Origin of the sequence: Gimesia panareensis (assembly GCF_007748155.1) — a bacterium.
Classification (GTDB): Bacteria; Planctomycetota; Planctomycetia; order Planctomycetales; family Planctomycetaceae; genus Gimesia; species Gimesia panareensis.
On the sequence record NZ_CP037421.1, the window covers coordinates 6,816,336 to 6,834,746 of the forward strand.

Consider the following 18,411-nt stretch of genomic DNA (forward strand, 5'->3'; position numbering starts at 1 on the left):
GTTGGCTGTCATCGTGGACCGAACGCACAGCTTCGACAAAGCATGTACCGCTCCCAGCAGCTCTACAGTCAGAACATGGATCTGGCCATGCAGCGTGATCAGTTCGAGCAGTCAGCGACCATGCTGCAGCAGGAACGGGACCAGCTGGCAATGCGGGCACAGACGCTGGAATCGAACCTCAATATCGCCAACAAGCGACTCGATAACCTGAATGCAGAACGTTCAGAAATGCAGCAGCGCTATGTCAGCCTGATGAAAAAAGCGAAGGGACAGCCCAGCCCCCTCGATGGCGAAGCCACGCGTCGCTTCCAGGAACTGGCACAGAAATATCCTGACTTTGAATTCGATCCGCACACCGGTGTCAGTAAGTTCCATTCTGACATTCTGTTTTCCTCCGGCAGCGATCAGCTCAAGCCTTCCGCTAAAGAAATTCTCAACCAGTTTGCCGCCATCATGAACGACGGCAATGCCAAACGTCTGAATGTTCTGGTAGTCGGTCATACGGATGACAAGCCGATCTCCAAAGCGGCCACGCAGCGTCACCACCCGACGAACTGGCACCTGTCAACGAACCGGGCCAACTCCGTCGTCCTGTCACTCTCCAAATTTGGCGTGAAGCAGGAACGCATGGGAGCAGCCGGTTACAGTATGTTCCAGCCTGTCGTCCCGAATGCAAACGATTCCGCCCGACAGAAAAACCGTCGTGTCGAAATCTTTGTGCTCGCTCCGGATGCGGTCGTCGCCGGCTGGGATCCTAACCCGACTCTGCTGCACTAGACTGTGTCCAGTTTTACTGTAGCGTTTCCAGGGCCATTTGGACCGAGTATATTAGATTGAGAAACGCTATGGTTAAATGCGGCGCGATCTAGTGCTGTGTCTCCGACGTTTCAAATCTCAGATGACTTCCCGGCAATGGCTCATCATGCGTCTGAATGGTGAGCCAGCCGATGGCTCCGCACAGGAGCAGTACCGCAATCGCGGCCCCCAGCCTGGTCAACACGTGAAATGACCAGCGGGAATCAGTGCTCTTCCAGAAACCGGTCGGCAGTAACTGGTTCGCTTCCTGGATGCGGACGACCAGCAGGGTACAGAGTGCTCCGGTGATCCAGAACGAGATCTGCACCACGAACACACCACGGCTGTCCAGTCGAGGCAGCGTCCCGCAGAAATCGCCCGCGAGCGACATCCAGAGAATCAGCAGAAACAACCACTGCGCCCGCCCCAGACTGGAAGCAGGAATCAAAGCCAGTTGATTCCGTTTGGCTTTGCAGATGGCAAATCCGATCGCCAGCGACAGCAGAATCCCCACAATCAGAAACCAGAGGGTACCGGCAAGCCCGGCATATTCATCTGGTATCCAGCCGGCTTCCTGCCAGCGAAACACATTTTTGTGCAGATTCTTCCACGGTAAAATGATCAGCAGAAAGATCAGACCAATCAAATTCATGCCTCTGGTTGCCACGTCTTCCGCCGGTGATTCAAGGGCAATCGTCTCAGGCTGAAGCGCATTTGCTGCCTGTGAATTCTGGTCGGCTGTCTGCTGTCGCGCAAAACTTTGTGCCCCCCAGCCGATACCGGCTCCCATGATCAGACCGAACAGCTGCTCCATCCATTTCCAGTAATCAAGCCCCTGCAACAGCGGCCAGGTTCCGATAATGGACCACTGTGCCCGGCCCAGCATATTGACAAAGTCACCCAGTAGAAAACCGAGCCCGCCGAATAGAAACCCGTAGCCACACCAGCGGAGGGCCGCCCGGTTTTGCTGCTGCCTGAGTTCGTAGACTAATGCGATGAAAACTCCGACACAGCCGGCCCAGTTGTCTCCCCGCGGTGGTGTCATTCGCAGGCCCAGGACCATGGTCAGCAGAAAAAATCCCAGCAGCCAGCCCACCGATAACAGCAGCAGCAAACGACAGGGCGCACGAAAATCAGGGCGGGCACGATACAGGAGGAAACTGACCAGGGCGGCTGAACCTGCGGCGACCCAGTCCACATCGTAGGGATTCCAGAGCTCAAACAGGCCGGAGGTCAGGCCACTCAAATCCAGTGCCAGCCAGAAGACCCAGAGAAAGGCTAACGGAATGGTGAAGCGTTCCAGCTCGGAGCGTTTCATTGTGATCGAGAGAGCCAGTATTCCGGCCCCGATGCCTCCCCAGAGTGCACCGATCAGAAACAGGCTGGCATAGCCATAGGTCACATCCAGAAATTGGGAACCTGCCGTGTATCCAATCACGCGACCGTAGCTCATCTGCCCGCCGAATGCCCAGCCAATCGCGCCCAGGAAAGCCATTAAAGTTCCCCGTTGCCACCATTCGGGTCTGCCGGAAGTCAGACAGACTGCCAGAGCGACGAGCGCCCCGGGAACCATGGCGCCGGCTTCATGTCCGTAATTCCCACGAAAACCCCAGCCCACAGACATGGCCAGTGCCGGCAGCAGAATCTGGCTGCAGCGATGTGCGTATTTCATGCACTCCCCCGAAGCTCAGGTTATAGTTCAAAGTAACTCTTGATACCACTCAAGACACTGTCGACGGCCACCGAGGCCAGAATGAGTCCGCTGATGCGACTGACCACACTCGCCCCCGCATCGCCGATCGCTCTCTGAATCGGTCCAGCCAGTAACAGAAACCCGAAGGTGATCAGCAACACAACCAGCATGGTAACTGTGGCGACCAGTTGCTCTCCAACATGAAAGCGATGATTGTCGGTAATCAGGACCACCGCCATCATGGCTCCGGGCGAAGCGATCGAGGGAATCGCCAGGGGAAAGACCGCTTTATTCTGATGAGCCTGCACTCTGTTGGATTCTTCGATCTCCGCTTCCGGTTTGCTCTCACCAAAAATCATGGTCAGCGCAAACAGAAACAGGACGAGTCCTCCCGCGATCTGAAAAGCGGAAAGCGGGATTTCCAGCTGTTCCAGCAACAGTTGTCCGCCGACAATAAACAGAATCAGCACAAGCCCCGCTGTGATCACCGCCCGCAAGGCAATCTTGCGCTGCACCACTTTACTGGTGCCGGCTGTGACTGCGATAAAAACCGGAATACTCCCCACAGGATCAATGACCGCCCAGAGGTAGATAAAATCCTTGAGAATGTTTTCCCACATGAGAGGTCGTCGTCTTTCCTGTGATCCGGAACCGTGTCAGTCCCCCGGTTGATACCTGGGGTTGGGCTCGGAAGGGATGGCCGCATTGACCTGTTTCTGCCAGCGATGCAGTTCCTCTGTGAGGGCTGCGGCTTTGTCTGGCTGGCTGTCAATCAGGTTCATTGATTCGCCAATGTCACTGCGGGTGTTATAGAGCTCCCGATGCCCGTCTTCAAAATACTCGAGCAGCTTCCAGTCTCCCTGCCGGATGACAGAAACCGGAGTGGTCCGAAACCGCTGCCGCATGCCCTGATATTTTTGCAGATAAGCCGGGAAGTGCCAGAACAGAGCCCGTTTTTTCAACTGGCTTTGCGGATCTTTCAACACAGAGACCAGACTTTCGCCGTCTAACTGGTAATCTTGCGGAACCGGAACCCCCGTTATATCCAGAAAAGTCGGGTACAGATCCAGGTTGATCACCGGTTCTTCACTGGAACTTCCCGCCTGGGTCACGCCGGGCCACTTGACGAGCAGCGGTACGCGGATGCCCCCCTCATATAACATTCCCTTGGAGCCGCGCAGTGGCTTCATCGTGGTTGCAGGGCCATACCCGCCGTTATCCGAGGTGAAGACAATCACCGTATTCTCGTCCAGCTTCAGTTCTTTCAAAGTCGTCAGCACACGGCCGATACTGTCATCCATGCTTTTGACCATGGCGGCATAGGTTGTGTGCTGATGCAGTTTTCCCGGAGGCTTCTCCTGGAAGTGCTGTTTGTATTTCTCTTTGGCCTGCAAAGGTGTATGCACGGCGTAGTGTGTCAAATACAGAAAGAACGGAGACTTCGCGTTGTCTTTGATGAACGTACAGGCTTCATCGGTCAGGCGATCTGTAAGGTATTCCCCCGGCGCGCCATTCGAGAGCTGTGGGTTCTTATAGGGACTGAAATAACCACCGCGCGGGCTGCCCGACTGATTCCCGGCGATGTTGACCTGGAATCCCTGCGAGCGGGGATCCTTTCCCAGATGCCACTTGCCGATACTGGCACACTGGTAACCGCCCTTGGAAAGTGTCTCGGCGATCGTGACAAACCGATCAGCGAGCACCACATTATTTTTTGCGGGTACCAGTTTACGATAGCGGTCGTTACCCCGTGCGGGATCCCCGACCGTATACACTCCGTGACGGGGCGTGTATTGTCCCGACATCAGACAGGCGCGACTGGGCGCACAGTTCGGTGCTGCTGCATACGCGGAAGAAAACCGCATCGATTCCTGCGCCAGTTGATCCAGGTGAGGTGTTTCATAGAAGTCACTCCCCATGAAGCCGACATCCCGCCAGCCCAGATCGTCAATAAAAAACAGGACGATGTTCGGTCTGCCTTCGGCCGCTGCGAGCGGTTGCAACAGACCAGGCATCCAGCAGAACAGGCAGGCGAGAACCAGTATGCGGTGCATCAGATTTCCTTCCCAGATGAAGATCAAATAGAATGGTTTTTCCCGGAACGATGGTTTAGGATTGAATCAGATTCATTCTAAACACCCGGCGAACGGATGTCATTCAACAAATTGAAACAGGGAACCAGTACGGTGGATAAGATCAAAGTCGGTCAGATTGGCGTAGGGCACCCTCACGCCGGTGGAAAGATGCAGGCGTTTCGCAAGTCGGCTGACTATGAAGTCGTAGGCGTCGTGGAACCCGATCCGATGTTACGCAAGTATGCGGAATCGACGGGCATCTATCAGGGGCTCCCCTTTCTGACCGAAGAACAGCTGCTCAATGTCGAGGGGCTGCAGGCCGTCGCCGTGGAAACCCGGGTGCCCGATCTGTTAAAGACAGCCGAAACCTGTATCGCCGCGGGAAAACATATTCACCTCGACAAACCGGCCGGTTTGTCGCTGCCCTACTTCAAACGGATTCTGGATCAGGCGGCTCAAAAACATCTGCTGCTGCAGATGGGGTATATGTATCGCTACAACCCCGGCGTAGTACTGTTGCGCGATCTGCTGAAAAAAGGGTGGCTGGGAGAACCTTTTGAAGTGCATACGGTGATCAGCAAGAAGATGGATGCGGCCAGCCGCGCCAAACTGGAACCGCAACCGGGCGGCATGATGTTTGAACTGGGCTGCCATGTGATTGATCTGGTAGTTCAGATCCTGGGACGGCCCGACGCGGTCGCCCCCTTCGCTCAGCACGCGTCAGCAATCGACGATCAACTGCAGGACAATATGCTGGCCGTCTTTCAATATCCGAAAGCCCTGGCCACGGTCAAAACCAGCTGTAATGAAGTCGACGGTTTCAATCGCAGGCATATTGTGGTCTGCGGCTCGGCAGGCACCTATCACCTGCAACCCTTCGCGCGTCCGACTGCAAAACTGACGCTGGAGAAAGCCAAAGGGAAGTACCGCAAAGGGGCACAGGAAATCTCCTTCGACGGCTATACCCGCTACCAGGATGACGTAGCTGATATGGCGCGGATCATCCGCCGCGAAAAGGACATCGACTTTTCCTATCAGCATGACTTCGACGTGCAGGAAACCGTCCTCAAATCCGCGGGACTTCCGACCAGCTGAGTTCAGAGTTCAACTCAGTCCTGCTTCAGCTGTCCGTAGGTGTGTTGCGCCGAGGCGATCACCGAGACCGTTTCATCGGTCTGCAGCAGACGCTTTATCTCGGCTTCGTCTTCCAGCGGGATGATAAACAGCTCCTCGACCTCTTCACTGTCAGCCTGACTCAACAGACAGACCAGCGCCCAGTCTCCCGCCAGCGCGAGCTGGGTCGCGGCAACCAGATCGAGCGGCTGCCTGTCGCGGAGCGGCTTGATCGCATCCAGGGGTTCGTGACAGCTGGCCAGCAACTGCATCCCTTCCCCGAATTCGGCATCGATTTGAGTGAGCAGAACCACGCGTCCATCCTGTGTCACCAGATTGCGCGCCGTCTCCAGGACGCCTCCCAGCTGATTCCAGTGATGGCCGGCTGGGCCCCCCTCCACCGCCACCAGGATCATTTCCGCTTTGTATTCCGGCTCCACCCGCCAGAGCTGATCGAGTCGTTCTTTCGCTTTTCTGAAAGCGGCTTCCAGACTGCCAAAAACAATGTCTGCTGCCTGGTACCCGCCTGCCGGGATCACCTGCACGCTGTACTGCACCCCCAGCATCCAGCCTACTTCATCGATCAACTGACGTAAGGGACGACTGTCGGAGGGAGTCAGTTCGCGGTGGGACTGACCACGGCTTTTGATGATGGCTTCCTGAGATGAGAAGCCGGGATAAAGCGAACTCCCGCCCCCCGCGTAACCAATGAGCGGATCATAGCCCACTTTTTCAATGGGCAGCACGAAGTCCGCCTCCAGCAGATGGCGGGAGAGGTAAATCCGCTCTCCACCCGCCGATGTCCCCAGATAACCCAGGTCTTCCTGCGATTCCGGATCGTGAGAAATCCAGCCTGCCTGTTGTTGCAGTTCCCCGGTGACGGAATCCCGCAGCTTCGGTATGTCACTCTCAGGGTCTGTCGCACACTGCAGGATGGTCAGGTCGCCAGCGGAAATGCCACACCCGGAAAGATAAGCCCAGACAGCATTGATAATTTCACCGGCGGCGGGCACTTGCGGGTCTACCAGAATCGTAATTTTATCTCCCGGTACGATCGCCAGATTCAGTGGCGGGAGCTCCAGCGGGCTGTTCAATGCCTGTTGCATTTTCTGCGTCACATCCGCCAGTGGCGCGGGCGACTGGTGGTAACAGATCAGCCTCTCGGACGGAATTTCGCATTGAAATTCGCCGGTCTGACCATATTTCAATTCAATTTTGACAGTATCCGTGAGCGACACAACTTGATCCTGATTGACTCAACAGCCCCCGCTGATCCGATATGACGCGTCGGATCGAATGAATCGGACTGTTGATTTAAGTGAAATCGGGTGACACACCGAAATGTTAGCGGTTTGGAGGTGAATTCTACAGGAATTGTGATCACAATATTAGAATAACATTACAGATTGCAGTTCTGAGACCCGACCAGTCTCTTGAACAGCGTTCGTTCTCTCCAGGAAGGTCATCATGACAGAAGACGATCAATTAATGATTCGAATTCAAAGTGGTGACCAGCGCGCCTTTGATGAACTGGTGGATAAATACCAGGGCCCCCTGATCGGCTTTTTTTTCCGGAACACGCGGGATGCCCAGCTCTCCGAGGACCTGTCTCAGGAGACGCTGCTGCGGGTCTATAACCAGTCGTGGGATTACCTGCCCCAGGGGCGGTTTCGAGGCTGGATGTACCGGGTGGCCCGCAACCTGATGATTGACAGTATCCGCCGCCAGTCTCACGATGCCCTGATCAAGGCGTACACTGGCAAGAAACAGGACGAGGATGATTCGCTGAATCGCCTCGCCAGCGAGATCGTCTCCCCCGAGGAAAAAGCGAATATCAAGGAATTAGCGTTGATTGTCGATGAACTGCTGGGAACAATTCCTGAAGACCAGCGGCTGACCTTCACGCTGCACCACTATTCTGAACTGACACTGAACGAGGTCGCTGACGTCATGGAAACCAACCTGGCCACCGCGAAAAGTCGACTCCGGCTGGCCCGGGAAAAATTACGGGAAAAACTGAAACTGATGGGCGTCACCGGCCCGCAACAAAATTAAGTAATCACGAACTTCAAAAAGATATGAACCCAACCGCAGCCGAGTGCGTTGATGTGAGCGGGCCTGGGAAATCGCATTCATCTATTATTTGACACAGTACGGAGAAGAGGGGAATGAGCTATTTCAGCCGGCTCACTGACATTGTGACCTGTAATCTGACTCATCTGCTGGAACAGGCAGAAGATCCCGTCCAGGAAATCGAGCAGATTATTGCCGAAATGAAAGAGGGACTCGCGGGTGCGAACCGGAGTGTCAAAACCGCAACCACCAATGAACGGGCCATTCAGCAGGAACTCGAGGAACATCAGCAGCAGATCTTTCAGTGGAAAGAGGCTGCCAAGAATGCCCTGGCACTGGGTGACGAAGCGGAAGCCCGCAATTCACTGGTCCGCAAACAGGAAATTGAAGACCTCAAAGCGGGACTGGAACAGCAGCACCGGGCAGCAGTCGCGACCCGCGAACATTTGACAACCACCCTGCACGCCCTCGAAGCCAGACTGGCGGAAGCCCGGCGAAAACAGATCGAGCTGACGCAGCAGGCGGGCCTCACCGAAACCTCCTCCCCGGAAAACAGTGAAGCCGCGGAAGCAGAGTCCGACATCACTCCCTCCCGCTCCGAACTGATCGACTCCGAATTGGCGGAACTCAAGCGGGAACTGGGGCAATAATCGACCGGGCATTCCCGTCCTGTCAGCCCCGGATTCAGCAGCACACACACCGGTTCGCTCAAATCCGGCATAACCAGTTTAATTGATTTGATTTAGGGAAACTGAACCGCCCCGAAAGTGGACAGATGCTTCGAACGGAGAATTGTTCCTGAAGAAATCGCCAATCAGCAAGAAGGTACTTGCAACAGACCGGTTCTCACTTAGAATAAAAATAGATAAATAAAGGGGTTCTGAAGGTTTCCCTGCCGGCTACCGGTCTCAACCGGAGGGCAGGAGCGACCGGCGTCGTCAGCATGACAGACAGAACCCGCACCTTCTTCGCCAAGGCATTCGTCTACCGTTTTTCAGATTTAATCGGACTGAAATTCCCGAGACAATTGTCCGATGACGAATAACACAACTTCATTTCTCAATTTACATCATTGATGTCGGAGTCGCGCCACCATGGCCAAAAAGTATCTGAACCTCGAAGAAGCAGCAACACAGCTGGGCATGGAAACTGAAGAATTAAACCGCCTGCGGGAAGCCGGCGATATTAGAGGCTTTGCCGACCGGGGTGCATGGAAGTTTCGACTGGAAGACGTCGAGGAACTCGGGCGAACCCGCCAGGCAGATTCTGATCCCGCCATTCCGCTGTATACAGAAGATGCAGATCTGGAAGACGACGATCTGTTTGATTCCGGAATCCTGGACGATGAAGAAGTCTCTGCGGAATCGGACAGCGTGATCGACGAAGATGAAGTCGGCGAGCAGGCGACTGTCATTCGGGGCAGTGTCCACGATGACGAAGACGAGCCGGTGGAACTGAGCAGTTCCGACAGCGACGTCCGCCTGGTAGTCGATGATGGCGACGACCTGCAACTCGACAGCGAACCGGAGCTGGTTGCCGTCGGTGAAGACTCCGACAGCGATGTCCGCCTGACGGATGATTCCGGCATTGATATGAGCAGTGACAGCGATGTGAAACTCGTCGATGCCGACGCAGAGGACGAAGATATGCTGGATCTGGATCTGGGCAGCGACAGCGATGTGAAGCTGGTCGCCGACGAATCCAGCCCGATGGGCAGTGAGAGCGACGTCGCCCTGGTAGGCGATGATGACCTGGAACTGGTCAGTGACAGTGATGTCGCCCTGGTTTCAGACGAAGGCGATGAATCCTCCATTCTGGCAGAGGACAGTGGGATCTCTCTGGCCTCCGACAGTGGGATTTCGCTGGCTGGCCCGCTGGACAGCGGCATTTCACTCGAAGCAGCAGACGAAAGTGGCATCTCTCTGGTCGATGAAGACAGTGGCCTCTCTCTGGCAGACGAAGAGAGCGGCATCTCACTGGAAGACGATACAGGCAGTGACATCTCTATTACCGCTGACAGCGGAATCTCACTGGAGCCATTCGACGTCGATGACGTGGATAAGACTTCTCCGATGATGGCTGCCAGCGAAGGCAAAGATGCCACGATGGAAATTCCTGCACTGGATGATGATGAAGACAGCAGTTTCGATCTCTCTGCCGATGATTCCAGTGCCGACACCAGCGTGCTGATGCTGGATGAAGCAGGTGGCTCATCCGGGTCCGTCATTCTGGATTCCGACGAAGAAGGGGAATCTGGAATCTTCGATGAAGACGACGAGTTCGCCAGCGATGACGGCATGTCGGATGTCTTCGACGAAGACGAAGATGACTTCGACGACATCTACGATGCAGACGATGACGATTTCGATGACTCTTTCCAGAGTGGCGAAAGCCACGCCGAATTTGTCGCTCCGGCCTCGTTTGCCGGCGGACGCGGGGCTGCGATGGCGGCTCCCGAACCGGAATGGGGCGTCGGGACCTTTGTCGCCCTGGGCTTCTCCACGGTGCTGATGTGCCTGTGTGGTGTGATGATGTATGATCTGGTGCGTACGATGTGGCACTACGATGATCCTTCCACGTTCAGCTCAATGCTCCTGGATACGTTCGGCGGATTATTCTAAATCGCACAGCACGAACTTGAATACACGAGAACAGACCGCAGTTCCTGTTGAAACGGCGGTCTGTTTTTACGCGCCGTATCGAAAACAATCAGAAATATTTTTCCATTCCTGGCAGATCAAACCGGACCAGGCGGGAATCAGACTCAGCAGATCGATATAATCAAAGCTGGTTATTTCCTCAAAACAAAATTCGCTTCGAATACAGTCTGGTGTCATCATGATGAACTGCAAATCGCTGCTCGTGTTTGTTCTGTTAACTCAAGTCTCACTCTGCCCTGCCCTGGCGCAGAAGCGTCAAATCCGGTATCGTGACCGTAAACCGCAGGAGTACAAACTCACCGCGCGCGCCAGTGAAATCGATCCGCGCGCCAAAGAACATCCCGAGATTGATTATGTATTTGAAGCGAAAGGCAAAGTACAGGACCTCGAACATGCGGTCGTTGACACCCGAAAGAAACCACGGGGTAAGCTGGTCATCTGGCTGATGGGATATAACAGCCAGCTGTTTGACCGGCTCTCCAACTACGGGTTTCACGCGATCCAGGTGCATTATGCCAACCGCTGGTTCTCCAAGGTCTGCCGGGAAAATCCGGTGGGAGAAACCTGTCGGGGAAATGTCAGACTGGAAGCCGCCACCGGCGAGGACTATAGCGACCAGGTATCCATCCCTAAACCGGACGGCATGAAAGAACGGGCGCTGCAGTTCGTGAAATGGCTGGCAAAAAATAATCCCCAGGGCGAATGGGATTATTACCTCACTCCCGACGGCAAGGATCTGCGCTGGGAAGACGTGATCATGTCCGGCAGCTCTCACGGTTCGACCACCGCAGCCCGCTTCGCCAAGCATCAGAAAGTCAGCCGCGTGGTGATGTTCTGTGGTCCCCGCGATCAATTGCAGAACTGGCAGGCACTCCCTTCAGCCACTCCGACGAACCGTTACTTCGGTTTTTCCCACGTCCTGGACGGCGGTTGGACCGGCGACCATTACTGTCGTTCCTGGGAACTGATCGGCCTGAATGAATATGGACCGATTGTAAACGTGGATCAGGCCAAGCCTCCCTACGGCAATACCCGGCGACTGATCACCGACTTCGACGTCAAGAACAATACCCGCCGCGCCCATTCTTCCGTCGTTCCCGGCGGCAGTGCCGGCAAGAATGCCAAAGGACAGTACATCCATGAAGCGGTCTGGCGTTACCTGTTTACCGAACCGGTAGACAAGGTAGGGAAACCGGTACCCCTGGATCCGGGCTGTGAGAAGAACCAGCGCGACAGTTGAGACCTGGCACGTCAACCGCATCGCTCTGGGGATGAGTTGAATCTGTACTTCAACCCAGAGGTAAACGTCCCCAGACCTGGACGATGCGGGGTAAGCCGGTCACCGTTTGCTCGTCAGCGGCAAACGCATTGAGTCCATCGACAATCTGATCGATTTCTTCAGTGGAAGCCAGTCCGTCTGCCAGAACCGCGTCGGCAATATTTTCCATCGTCAGACCATTGAGCAGTTTGACCTCACCGGTCAGGCCCGTGGGTTGCACGACTGAAACGTGAATCGATTCCAGTCCAGCATTTTTCACGAGCACAGGCAAGCGCTGTCCGATATGCGGATCACCGCCCCGGTTCAGAACGACGGTGCAATACAGTTCATAAAACCTGCGAAACGCCGGCGGTTCCGGCCAGGCAAACGAACCACTGAAGTCGATGTCCTCCACAGCCAGAATTCCACCGGGCTTTAACTGCTTGAGAAACGAACCGAGAGCCACTTCCGGATCCCGGAGATGGGTCAATACAAAGCGGGAATAGACCAGATCGAATTCCGGAACGCCGGTTGCTTCCCGGACATCCAGCTGGCGATACTCCACATTTAAGAGCCCCAGTTCCTGTGCTTCCTCTCGGGCAAGGTCCAGCTTGGTGGCATCGAGATCAACCCCCACCGCCCGGCCCCCGGAAGCGACGCGGCGAGCCAGTTCGCGTGTGACATCTCCGCCACCACAGCCCACGTCCAGACAGGACTGACCATCAACGAGTTCCAGTTGATTCAGCAATGAGGCGGTACTGTCAGACATGACACGCCCCAGGACCCGTAAACGCTCCCGCCCGGGCAAACCGCCACGAATAGCGTAATGTTTTGCGTCTCCCATATCTCACTCCCGGGTTAACCCCTGGACTTGATTCTTAAAACGGGCATGTGACCCCCATGCCTCCGACAGGCAGGTCAGATGAGATAACGCAGATTCTCATCACAGACTACTTAAGAATATCAATTCCTCCCGTAGTTGTCCCTGATTTCAAATCGAATTTCAGAAAATGATCCGTGCGTGAGATCAACAAAAAAAGGGCGGCTGATCTGAGATCAACCGCCCTCTCGCAGTTTCAAGTTTCAATTGCTGAAAACTCTTCTGGCGTCTCTTTGACTAGTTGGAACAAGTCGGAGCAGGTGCCGTGCAGGTCTTCGGTGCCGGAGCCGTACAGGTTGGCTGCGGGCAGCAGACAGGCACTTTGCGACAGACTTGACGTGGGACACAACGTGTCTTGGTCACACATACGGTACGGGGAACACACTTGGTGCGTGTGACATACCGTGTGCAGCAGACCTGCTGGCAGGTTGTGTAAGGAACTTTGCGGGTACAGGTTTTTTGCTCATAGCTGCAAGTCGTGTAAGGAACCTTGCGGGTCCGGCACTCTTCAACCATGGTACAAGTGGTGTAAGGAACCTGTTTCTGAACGCATTCTTCCTTCCAGCAGCAGGTGGTGTAAGGCACTTTGCGTGTCCGGCATTCACGTACCATCTTACAGGTGGTGTAAGGAACCTTCTTGGTTCGTGTTTCACACTCGTAACGCACGCAGGTGTAAGGCACCTTCCGGGTCACGCAGCAGGGAACTCGCTCACATACGGTGTAAGGAACCCGCTCAGTCACACATTCGCGCTGGTAAGTGGTGCAGCAGACTTTCCGGGTGACCGTCTTGGGGCACCAGATACGTCGGCAAACGGTTGTGCCGGGGCACTGTACTTTGACTGTTTTGCAGCAACCAGGCTTGTAGATCGGGCAGCAGGAGCTGCAATCGTATTCCCAGGTTCCTGGTTCACAGACACATTTCTCTACAACCGGACCGGGGCAGTGTTCGGTAACCGTCTTCCATTCACCACAGCAGACTTCAACATTCTTCCAGGTGTGGACAGGTTTGCAAACAGTGCGGCACACATCGCGGTAGCAGGTCTTGTAATTGGTCTTGTAGATCGTGCAGCAGACTTCACGGTAGTGAGTCTCGCAGATCGGACGTCTGACGGTGTAGCAGACATCCCGGTAACAGGTGTTGTAAACCGGCTTGCAGACTGTGTAGCAAACATCCCGATAGCAGGTGTTGTAAACGGGTCGGCGGCGTTTGCAGCACACAGTTTTGTAGCAGGTTTTGTAAACGGGACGGCAGACTTTGTAGCAGACATCCCGGTAACAGGTGTTGTAGACCGGCTTGCAGACCGTGTAGCATTCATCACGGTAGCAGGTCTTGTAAACATTCTTGGTGTATTGCACGGGAACTTTTTCACACACCGTATCGTAGACTGTCTTCTGACAGGTGTAGTTCTGCTTTTCCCATACGGTTTCAACAACGGTTTTGTAGCAGGTACTTGAGCACTCTTTGGCAGCACAGTAATCACCACAAGAAGTACATGCTTCTGTAGGACAACATTTATATCTGCCTGCTCCCAGGTAACCTGCCTGGGCTTGCTCCCCAAAGCAGGCCATAATCAATGCGGCCGCCAGAAGGGGAATCCAGGTTGCGTGTTTCATTGGTCTATTCCTCTATTTGTAATTTCAGCAATTAAAATTGAAATCTGGAAACAGTTAGAATCTACTTCGTCACCTGAATCAGCTCCGCTTAACTGAGACCCCCATTTCTCCATGACTTACTACACATCCCCTTCCCCTGAGACACAATAAACCGCTCGATCACTACAATCGATACCCGTTCAACTACGTTACATCCCTTCACTGGGTTTGGGAGACCCAAACCAGGCACAAAAAAAGTGTTAAATCTTACCCTGACAATCTTTAAAAGTGATCGAAGAGAGTCTTCAGAGACTCGATGAATGCGGTTCAGCCTGTTATCCTCAACAGACCGAACAGGTCCTTCCATCTTTAGTTCAACCGTAAAAGTGAGAGATTTACATGAAGTTTGCCATCTGTCAGGAAATGTTTGTCGACTGGGACTGGGAAAAACAGTGTGACCTGATCGCTGAGATCGGTTACAAGGGCATTGAGCTGGCACCTTTTGCCTTTGCAGACCATCCGTCAGAAATTACTCAAGATCAGCGGGCGTTCCTCAAGAAAACGGCAGAGGATCGCGGACTCCAAATCATTGGCCTGCACTGGCTTCTGGCAAAAACCGAAGGGCTGCACCTGACAACTTCCGATTCCGCCGTCCGTAAAAAGACAGCGGAATACCTGGTCGAACTGGGGAACCTGTGTGCCGATCTGGGAGGAGACCTGATGGTCTTCGGTTCGCCTTTTCAGCGAAATGTTGAAGAAGGCATGTCACGAGAACAGGCGTACCAGAATGCCGCAGAAGTTTTCAGCAACTGTCTGCCGGACATTGGAGAGCGCGGAGTGCGGATTTGCATGGAACCGCTCACCACCAAAGAAACCGATTTCGTCAACACGTGCGCTGAGGCAGTGGAACTGATCGACATGGTCGGAGCCGACAACTTCGTCCTGCATCAGGATGTCAAAGCGATGGCGGGTGCAGAAACAGAATCGATTCCGGAACTCATCCACAAGTTCGCCTCCCGCACGGGTCACTTCCATGTGAATGATACCAACCTCCTCGGACCAGGAATGGGAGAGACAGACTACCATCCCATCTTCAAAGCGCTGAAAGAAACAGAGTACCAAGGATGGATCTCAGTCGAAGTCTTTGACTACGAACCGGGCAGCGAACACATCGCGCGCGAAAGTTTTCGTTACATGAAAGAGGTCTGGGAAAGTGTCTGAGGACCTCAAAACAAGCGATCGGGCAAATTTTTTTTTGAAAACATGAAAATATTTCGGAGCCTTTTTTCGCATTGTTTTGACTGATAGCGACCGTCATGCAACAGCGCAGTTTGAACGTGTCAACCGAGAAGTAAAAAACAGAAGAGATCGTTTTCAGCCTATAATAATAGAGCGAAATCGATCTCTTCTTTTTTACCATCCCTGTATAACAAGCCCTGTTCTATTTCCATTTTTACTCGATTCGTTTTTAAACGCTAAGCTCAACGCAGTTTACAACAAGCTGGAAAAAGGCTTTTCATATCAGAATTGGCTTGCAGAATTTTACGAAATATTTACGATGATGCCCAATAAATAGATGTAAGTCCTTAGTGTGTAATGAGTGTCAATTAAGAAACTGTTTTGATTGCAATTTCATTCACCAACAAAGGGGATGAGCATCGGAGTTTGTCAAGGTTGACAGATTCTATTCTTATTCGTTGTGGCAGACCTTTGCCGACTTATAGCCCGGAGCCAGCGGCAAGGCAGCCCTCGTTTAACTCTCAAAGGAGGATTTGCGGTGGCAAAGAAAAAGGCAAAGAAAGCAGCACCTAAGAAAGCAGTGAAAAAGAAAGCTGCACCAAAGAAGAAAGCAGCTCCAAAGAAAAAAGCAGTGAAGAAAAAAGCTGCTAAGAAGAAAGCTGCACCAAAGAAAAAAGCTGCTGCTAAAAAGAAGAAAGCCGCCCCAAAGAAAAAGGCAGCTGCAAAGAAAAAAGCAGTGAAGAAAAAAGCTGCTCCCAAGAAGAAAAAGGCCGCTAAAAAGAAGAAGTAATTCTGATTTTAGCTGCTGGAAACAACAAGCCATAACGAGTAAGAAGCGATCGGTTTTTTCGATCGCTTCTTCTATTTTCAGACCTGCCAGATTTCATTCAGCACACCGTCTCACCTCTACCTGCTACCGCAAAACAGCACATGGCTTTTTGATCACATCGATATTTTATGCTGTTCTCCCATCTGCAGTTAACGCTACAATAGATCTGTTGAGCAAACGGTCCTTCTCTGCAGATCGAAAGCACCCCGGCATTGAATCATTCCCGAGCAGCGACGACTGTCAAACCCGGACGCAAGCTGTGGCGCACCCGGTTCAAGTTACCCCGAAAAGTGCTGCCCTTCTCGCCACGCATTTCGATCAATGAAGTTCGCCCCACCGAATCGATTGACGCAGAACTGCAGCACTGGGGCGAGGTCATTCTCCTCTCGGACCTGGTAGCCGTGCTGCATCGCGACGGCACGATCACCCGCAGAGCGCATCATATTTCCAGTCTGTACGCGAATGAAGCGCTGGCACAATGGGATGAAGTCTTTCGGTTCTACGACCGGCAGACCGCCCTGCATAAAATACAGACGGCCAAAGTTTACCTGCCCGATGGCAGTCAGCGAAAAGCCCGCAAAGTCATTCAGCCCTACGGACAGATTGCGATTCAATACTATCCATTGCGGCCCGGCGTGACAGTAGAACTGGAAGAGCAGCAGGACTTCTTCACACCCGATCGGATCACAGCCTGCATGTGGGGCCAGGAATACCTGCGCTATTCCCTGCCCTGTCAGAGACTACGCTGCACGGTCGCGGTTTCCGCACCGTTCCGCCTACAGTATCAGTTGCATCTGACAGAACAGGAACCGCGTACCTGGAAGCAGGGATCCTACCAGATCTATCAATGGGACCTGCACCAGTTACCAGGTTATGAAACAGACGATGGGACTCCTCATCCGCGCGACGTCCTGCCCTGGGTCGACTTCACCACACTCTCTGACTGGGAACCAATCACGCAGTACTACCGCCAGGACCTGGAGCCACCAGCCAGCATCCCGACACAGATTCAAAAACTGTCAGAGGACCTGCCCCGTGAATCTGAATCGACTGAAGAGAAAATTTACACGCTTTATAAATACGCGTCTGAGGATGTTCGCTATGGCAGACACCCCAGTGAACTGAACCTGGAAAAAACCAGAGAAGTCGGCTCGATGCTGGAAGACATGCGGGGCGACTGCAAGGACAAATCTGCGCTGCTGGTTTCCCTGCTCCGGCACCAGGGAATCGAAGCGGAAATCGCCGTGCTGCTGACGCGGATCAACGGGACCGTCTCCTTCCTCCCCGGTGCCCGCTTCGATCATGCGATTGTCTGTGTCACGTTCGAAAATGGTGAGCGCCTCTGGCTCGATCCTGCAGCAGGACCAATGACGTTCAAAGACATCCCCTATAACGACCAGGGGATGCAGGCACTCTTGTTGAAGTCAGCTGCGGGTGAACTGACTCGAATCCCCAGCGGGGGAGCAGAGTCGAATCACATCAATCGAAAGTGCCAGGGGACATTGTCCGCAGACTGCAGTTACCGGTTCGCCACGAATGTCTCGACAACCGGTGACACCGCCATGGAATTCCGCCTGCGATACATCAACCGGAATGAAGCATATCAGAGTCTGACCCTGGAAAAAGAACTGGCTTCTTCTCTGACGGGCGCCCAGATCGAAGCGCCACAGTTTCTCAATCTGAGTGACCTCTCCCAGCCTGTGAGTTATTCGTGCCAGATGACACTCGATCAATGGTCGCGCAAAATTGAAGACATCATTCTGTTCCGCGTCCCCTGGATCGGCGCGATGCATACGGTCGCGCTGGTCAACGTGCAGAAACGCAATTCTGCCCTGCAGGCCCCCTGGCCTGTCCGGTTCACGGACTATCACAAAATTGAACTCCCAGCGGGATTCCAGGGATACGGTCTCCCCTATGCACAGCAGTATGAATGTGAATGGGGCCGGTACCACGTCTCCATTTCAGAGGATGATTCCCAGCTCATCTGTTGCCGCGAAGTGGATCACCTGGGAGGCATCATTCGGGAAGACCAGTATCTGGAATTCAAAAAATACTGGGAACAGTGCACGCGCGCAGATGCCCTGGATGTGGTCCTCATGAAAACCACAAATGAACATGCGGACACATTCACCTAGCCTTCCCTCAACTAAAGTACTGCCAGGAAAAGTCAACGACATTCTGAACATGGAATGCAGAAATGGTG

15 protein-coding genes are annotated in these 18,411 nt (G+C 53.8%); 9 read left to right on the forward strand and 6 right to left on the reverse strand.

From position 1 onward, the window contains the following. The first annotated feature begins 42 nt into the window (after positions 1 to 42). Positions 43 to 777, forward strand: a complete 735-nt coding sequence (locus tag Enr10x_RS25610) for an OmpA/MotB family protein (RefSeq protein ID WP_232093135.1) — start codon at positions 43 to 45, stop codon at positions 775 to 777. An 88-nt stretch (positions 778 to 865) separates the two neighbouring features. On the opposite strand, the gene Enr10x_RS25615 is transcribed toward Enr10x_RS25610, so the two are convergent. Genes Enr10x_RS25615 through Enr10x_RS25625 form a run of 3 tightly spaced genes read right to left on the reverse strand, consistent with a single transcriptional unit; the run spans position 866 to position 4,542 of the window. After that, the gene (locus Enr10x_RS25615; RefSeq protein ID WP_145114316.1) at positions 866 to 2,467 is read right to left on the reverse strand and encodes a hypothetical protein; all 1,602 of its coding nucleotides are present in this window, start codon (positions 2,465 to 2,467) and stop codon (positions 866 to 868) included. A 20-nt stretch (positions 2,468 to 2,487) separates the two neighbouring features. Beyond that, complete coding sequence (locus Enr10x_RS25620; RefSeq protein WP_145451816.1) at positions 2,488 to 3,108, reverse strand: MarC family protein; 621 nt, start codon at positions 3,106 to 3,108, stop codon at positions 2,488 to 2,490. A gap of 36 nt (positions 3,109 to 3,144) precedes the next feature. Then, the gene (locus Enr10x_RS25625; protein ID WP_197996239.1) at positions 3,145 to 4,542 is read right to left on the reverse strand and encodes a sulfatase; all 1,398 of its coding nucleotides are present in this window, start codon (positions 4,540 to 4,542) and stop codon (positions 3,145 to 3,147) included. Between the two features lie 96 nt (positions 4,543 to 4,638). On the opposite strand from Enr10x_RS25625, the gene Enr10x_RS25630 reads away from it, so the two are divergent. Then, positions 4,639 to 5,658, forward strand: a complete 1,020-nt coding sequence (locus Enr10x_RS25630) for a Gfo/Idh/MocA family protein (protein ID WP_145451817.1) — start codon at positions 4,639 to 4,641, stop codon at positions 5,656 to 5,658. 14 nt (positions 5,659 to 5,672) lie between these two features. Here the strand turns inward: Enr10x_RS25630 and Enr10x_RS25635 are convergent, their stop codons facing one another. Then, complete coding sequence (locus tag Enr10x_RS25635; protein ID WP_145451818.1) at positions 5,673 to 6,914, reverse strand: lactate racemase domain-containing protein; 1,242 nt, start codon at positions 6,912 to 6,914, stop codon at positions 5,673 to 5,675. Between the two features lie 229 nt (positions 6,915 to 7,143). On the opposite strand from Enr10x_RS25635, the gene Enr10x_RS25640 reads away from it, so the two are divergent. The 4 genes from Enr10x_RS25640 (at position 7,144) to Enr10x_RS25655 (ending at position 11,649) form a co-directional block, all read left to right on the forward strand. Further along, positions 7,144 to 7,731, forward strand: coding sequence for an RNA polymerase sigma factor (locus Enr10x_RS25640; protein WP_145114324.1), 588 nt, complete (start codon positions 7,144 to 7,146; stop codon positions 7,729 to 7,731). 113 nt (positions 7,732 to 7,844) lie between these two features. Next, positions 7,845 to 8,399 (forward strand): PspA/IM30 family protein, encoded by a 555-nt coding sequence (locus Enr10x_RS25645; RefSeq protein ID WP_145114326.1) that lies wholly within the window; start codon positions 7,845 to 7,847, stop codon positions 8,397 to 8,399. Positions 8,400 to 8,843: 444 nt separating this feature from the next. Then, entirely contained in the window at positions 8,844 to 10,370 is a 1,527-nt protein-coding gene (locus tag Enr10x_RS25650; protein ID WP_145114328.1) for a hypothetical protein, read from the forward strand. Positions 10,371 to 10,590: 220 nt separating this feature from the next. Further along, positions 10,591 to 11,649: a BPSS1187 family protein gene (locus Enr10x_RS25655; RefSeq protein ID WP_145116541.1), complete on the forward strand. Its 1,059-nt coding sequence runs from the start codon at positions 10,591 to 10,593 to the stop codon at positions 11,647 to 11,649. Between the two features lie 49 nt (positions 11,650 to 11,698). On the opposite strand, the gene Enr10x_RS25660 is transcribed toward Enr10x_RS25655, so the two are convergent. Together Enr10x_RS25660 and Enr10x_RS25665 are read right to left on the reverse strand one after the other, a co-directional pair. Next, positions 11,699 to 12,511, reverse strand: a complete 813-nt coding sequence (locus Enr10x_RS25660) for a methyltransferase domain-containing protein (RefSeq protein WP_145114330.1) — start codon at positions 12,509 to 12,511, stop codon at positions 11,699 to 11,701. A gap of 273 nt (positions 12,512 to 12,784) precedes the next feature. Next, on the reverse strand, positions 12,785 to 14,161 hold the full coding sequence (locus Enr10x_RS25665) for a hypothetical protein (protein ID WP_145114332.1): 1,377 nt from the start codon (positions 14,159 to 14,161) through the stop codon (positions 12,785 to 12,787). Between the two features lie 378 nt (positions 14,162 to 14,539). Between Enr10x_RS25665 and Enr10x_RS25670 the strand changes: the two genes are divergently transcribed. The 3 genes from Enr10x_RS25670 to Enr10x_RS25680 all read left to right on the forward strand — a co-directional run bounded on the left by Enr10x_RS25670 (position 14,540) and on the right by Enr10x_RS25680 (position 18,343). Then, positions 14,540 to 15,361 carry a sugar phosphate isomerase/epimerase family protein gene (locus Enr10x_RS25670; RefSeq protein WP_145114334.1) on the forward strand — a complete coding sequence of 274 codons (822 nt, stop codon included), beginning with the start codon at positions 14,540 to 14,542 and terminating at the stop codon, positions 15,359 to 15,361. 556 nt (positions 15,362 to 15,917) lie between these two features. After that, a complete protein-coding gene (locus tag Enr10x_RS25675) occupies positions 15,918 to 16,169 on the forward strand; it encodes a hypothetical protein (RefSeq protein WP_197996240.1) in 252 nt (83 codons plus the stop codon). A gap of 251 nt (positions 16,170 to 16,420) precedes the next feature. Then, on the forward strand, positions 16,421 to 18,343 hold the full coding sequence (locus tag Enr10x_RS25680; protein ID WP_145451819.1) for a transglutaminase-like domain-containing protein: 1,923 nt from the start codon (positions 16,421 to 16,423) through the stop codon (positions 18,341 to 18,343). Positions 18,344 to 18,411 lie beyond the last annotated feature (68 nt).

Bases quoted from the DNA above. Each gene is read 5' to 3' on its own strand.
- Enr10x_RS25610 (WP_232093135.1), top strand. From the start codon at position 43: ATGTACCGCTCCCAGCAGCTCTACAGTCAGAACATGGATCTGGCCATG.
- Enr10x_RS25615 (WP_145114316.1), bottom strand. From the start codon at position 2,467: ATGAAATACGCACATCGCTGCAGCCAGATTCTGCTGCCGGCACTGGCC.
- Enr10x_RS25620 (WP_145451816.1), bottom strand. From the start codon at position 3,108: ATGTGGGAAAACATTCTCAAGGATTTTATCTACCTCTGGGCGGTCATT.
- Enr10x_RS25625 (WP_197996239.1), bottom strand. From the start codon at position 4,542: ATGCACCGCATACTGGTTCTCGCCTGCCTGTTCTGCTGGATGCCTGGT.
- Enr10x_RS25630 (WP_145451817.1), top strand. From the start codon at position 4,639: ATGTCATTCAACAAATTGAAACAGGGAACCAGTACGGTGGATAAGATC.
- Enr10x_RS25640 (WP_145114324.1), top strand. From the start codon at position 7,144: ATGACAGAAGACGATCAATTAATGATTCGAATTCAAAGTGGTGACCAG.
- Enr10x_RS25645 (WP_145114326.1), top strand. From the start codon at position 7,845: ATGAGCTATTTCAGCCGGCTCACTGACATTGTGACCTGTAATCTGACT.
- Enr10x_RS25650 (WP_145114328.1), top strand. From the start codon at position 8,844: ATGGCCAAAAAGTATCTGAACCTCGAAGAAGCAGCAACACAGCTGGGC.
- Enr10x_RS25655 (WP_145116541.1), top strand. From the start codon at position 10,591: ATGAACTGCAAATCGCTGCTCGTGTTTGTTCTGTTAACTCAAGTCTCA.
- Enr10x_RS25660 (WP_145114330.1), bottom strand. From the start codon at position 12,511: ATGGGAGACGCAAAACATTACGCTATTCGTGGCGGTTTGCCCGGGCGG.
- Enr10x_RS25665 (WP_145114332.1), bottom strand. From the start codon at position 14,161: ATGAAACACGCAACCTGGATTCCCCTTCTGGCGGCCGCATTGATTATG.
- Enr10x_RS25670 (WP_145114334.1), top strand. From the start codon at position 14,540: ATGAAGTTTGCCATCTGTCAGGAAATGTTTGTCGACTGGGACTGGGAA.